4 protein-coding genes are annotated in these 3,198 nt (G+C 72.4%); all 4 read right to left on the minus strand.

The genetic code is table 11. The annotated features are described in order from the left end of the window. Positions 1 to 55 precede the first annotated feature (55 nt). Positions 56 to 778 carry an amino acid ABC transporter ATP-binding protein gene (locus tag BEP24_RS16040; protein ID WP_065965159.1) on the minus strand — a complete coding sequence of 241 codons (723 nt, stop codon included), beginning with the start codon at positions 776 to 778 and terminating at the stop codon, positions 56 to 58. A gap of 89 nt (positions 779 to 867) precedes the next feature. Next, complete coding sequence (locus tag BEP24_RS16045) at positions 868 to 1,746, minus strand: amino acid ABC transporter permease (RefSeq protein ID WP_065965155.1); 879 nt, start codon at positions 1,744 to 1,746, stop codon at positions 868 to 870. Positions 1,747 to 1,753: 7 nt separating this feature from the next. Then, positions 1,754 to 2,575: an ABC transporter substrate-binding protein gene (locus BEP24_RS16050; RefSeq protein WP_065965157.1), complete on the minus strand. Its 822-nt coding sequence runs from the start codon at positions 2,573 to 2,575 to the stop codon at positions 1,754 to 1,756. 103 nt (positions 2,576 to 2,678) lie between these two features. Continuing rightward, positions 2,679 to 3,198: cupin domain-containing protein (locus BEP24_RS16055; protein ID WP_366556890.1), on the minus strand; the 520-nt coding region annotated here is incomplete at its 5' end.

Genomic DNA, 3,198 nt, shown 5'->3' on the forward strand with positions numbered 1-3,198 from the left:
GGGCGGGGCGGGCCGTTCCCCGGAACGACGCAGCCCGAGCCCGGCCGGGCCCGGCTCAGGCGTGCACGCGCGCCAGGAACTCCACGAGCGCGGGGTGCCGCGGCCGGTCCAGCACGTCGGCCGGGGTCCCCTGCTCGACGACCTCGCCCCGGTGCAGGAACACGATCCGGTCGGCCACGTTCCGCGCGAAGTGCATCTCGTGCGTGGTCATCAGGATCGTCGACCCCTGCTCCCCGAGTTCGCGCACCAGGTCGAGGACCTCGCCGACGAGCTGCGGGTCGAGCGCGCTCGTGACCTCGTCGAGCAGCAGGAGCTCGGGCGAGGTCGCGATGGCCCGCACGATGGCGACGCGCTGCTGCTGCCCGCCGGACAGCCGGTCGGGGTAGGCCTGGGCGAAGTCCGCGAGCCCGATCCGCGCGAGCAGCCGGTGCGCGGTGGCCTCGGCCTCGGCCTTCGGGACGCCGTGCACCCGCCGCGACGCGAGCGTCACGTTGTCGAGCACGCGCATGTGCGGGAAGAGGTTGAACTGCTGGAACACGACGCCGATGCGCGCGCGGACCGCGTCGACGTCGGTGCGCGGGTCGGCGATGTCCGTGCCCTGCAGCAGGACCTCGCCGTCGTCGATCCCCTCGATGAGGTTCACCGTCCGCAGCAGGGTCGACTTCCCGGAGCCCGACGCGCCGATGACGCAGATGACCTCGTGCCGGTGCACCGTCAGGTCGATCCCGCGCAGGACCTCGTGCTCGCCGAAGGCCTTGCGCAGGCCGCGCAGTTCCAGGACGGGGACCGACCCGTCGGACGCACCACGGGCCTCCTGGCCGTCGCCCGGTCGGGAGGCGCGGGTCGCGCCGGTCTCGGATGTGTCGGTCACACGGTCCCCCCGGTCTGCTCACGCTGCTGCTGGCGCCGCGCGATCGCGTCGGTGACGCGGATGAGCGGCAGGCTGATGACGACGAACAGGAGCCCCGCGACCAGGTACGGCGTGAAGTTGTACGACTCCGCCTGCGCGATCTGCGCGCTGCGGACGGCGTCGACGGCCCCGAGGATCGACACGAGGCCGACGTCCTTCTGCATCGACACGAAGTCGTTCATGAGCGCCGGGGTCACCTTGCGGACCGCCTGCGGCAGCACGACCAGGCGCAGCGTCTTCGCGTGCGACAGGCCGAGCGACCGGGCGGCGAGGCGCTGCGACGGGTGCACGGCCTCCATGCCGGCGCGGAGCACCTCGGCGACGTACGACGAGTACGTCAGGACGATGGCGATCGTGCCCCAGACCTCGGGCGGCTGGCGCGGGAAGACGCCGAGCCCGGGCAGGCCGAACCCGACCAGGTACAGGACGATGATGAGCGGCAGCCCGCGGAACAGGTCGGTGTAGGCGGTCGCGGCCATCCGCAGCGGGAAGAACACCGGGTTGCGCAGGCCACGGACCACCGCGAGCAGGGTGCCGAGCACCGCGACGCCGATGCTCGCGACGACGAGGATCCGGATGTTCAGCCACAGGCCGAGGAGCACCTGCGGGAACGTGTCGATCGCGGTCTGCGGGTCGAAGAACGACTGCTGGACCGCCGCCCAGCCCGGGGTGTTCACGACGCCGAACCAGACGACGAGCACGACGACGAGTGTCGACACGACCGAGACCACGACCGAGCGCCGGCCGCGCTGTCGGCGGTACAGGCGTCGTTCGACCTCGATCTGGCTCGGTGCGGGGGCCGTCGCCGGGGTGCCCGCTCCCGCTGGTGCGGTCATCGGGCGGCTACTTCAGGACGGGGGTGTTCGTCGCCGAGGACAGCCACTTCGTCTCGAGCTGCTCGAGCGTGCCGTCCGACTGCAGGCTCGCGAGCGCCTTGTCCACCTTGCCCGTCAGCGCGGAACCCTTCGGCAGCACGAAGCCGAACTGGTCGCCCTTGCCGTCCTGCGGGAACTGCGCCGAGACGGTGCCGTCGTCGACCTGGGTGGCTGCCATGGAGAACGCGGTCGGCAGGTCGGTCACGATGGCGTCGATCTGCCCGGACTTCAGGGCGAGCACCGCGTCGTCGTTCGAGTTGAACACCTGCGGGGTGACGCCGAGGACGTCCTTAACGCTCTGGATGCTCGTCGAGCCGGCCGCGACGCCGATGGTGTCGTCCGCGAGCGCCGAGACCGTCGTCGCGTCCGCGGCCTTCGAGGACCCCGACGTCACGACGGCCTGGGTGGTCGTGTAGTACGCGGTGGACATGTCGACGGCCTTCTTGCGCTTGGCGTCGATCGAGAACTGCTGCAGGTTGAGGTCCCAGTCCTTCGGCCCCGGGGCGATCGCGCTGTCGAAGGTGCTGCGCTTCCACACCACGTCGGACTTCGCGTAGCCCATCTCCTCCGCCACGGCGTAGGCCACCGCGGCCTCGAAGCCCTTGCCGGACTGCGGCTCGTTGTCCTCGACCCAGGGCGCGTACGCCGGGTCGCCGGTCGCGATCGTGAGCTTGCCGTCGGTGACGGTCCCCTCGGCGTTGCTGCTGCCCCCGCCGGAGCAGGCGGCGAGCGCGAGGGCGGCGACCGCGGCGGTCGCGACGGCGAGGGACAGGCGGCGGGTGCGGGTCACGGTGGGCCTTCGTCGAGGGGGTGCGGGGCAGGGCGTGTCGTAGTGTACCGGCGTCTGGGATACCAGCGCGAAGCCGACGACGGCTCGTGACGCGTGCGGGGTGTCAGGCGGGGTCGGCCATCGTGAAGTCGTCGAACGAGAAGCCCGGCGACACCATGCAGCTGAGCAGGACCTCGCCGTCGCTCGGCAGGGTGCGCTGCCACACGCCACCGCGCACGAACGCCTGCGCGTCGTGCAGTCGGTGCCGGCCGGCGTCCGGGCCGAGCGTGATCCGGTCGCCGGGCTCCGGCTGGTCGCCCGACCCGCCGAGCTCGAGCACGACGGTGTCCGGGCCGTGCCACATCCAGATCTCGTCGCTCGTCACGCGGTGCCACGCGGACGCCTCGCCCGGGGGCAGCAGGAAGTGGATGAGGGTCGCGGCGGGCCGGTCACCGGCGGGCGTCGGGACGGTCGACGGCGAGGTCCACGTGCGGACGTACCAGCCGCCCTCGGGGTGCGGCTCCATGCCCAGGGCAGCGGCGCGCTGCGGCACGTCGAGCCACTCGATCAGCTCGCCGGTGACGGTGCGGCGGGCCACCTGGCCGGGACGGGGTGCGGTGTCGGTCATCGGGACTCCTCGGGGG

The organism is Curtobacterium sp. UCD-KPL2560 (genome assembly GCF_001705035.1).
In the GTDB taxonomy this organism is placed as follows: Bacteria; Actinomycetota; Actinomycetes; order Actinomycetales; family Microbacteriaceae; genus Curtobacterium.

Bases quoted from the DNA above. Each gene is read 5' to 3' on its own strand.
- BEP24_RS16045 (WP_065965155.1), bottom strand. From the start codon at position 1,746: ATGACCGCACCAGCGGGAGCGGGCACCCCGGCGACGGCCCCCGCACCG.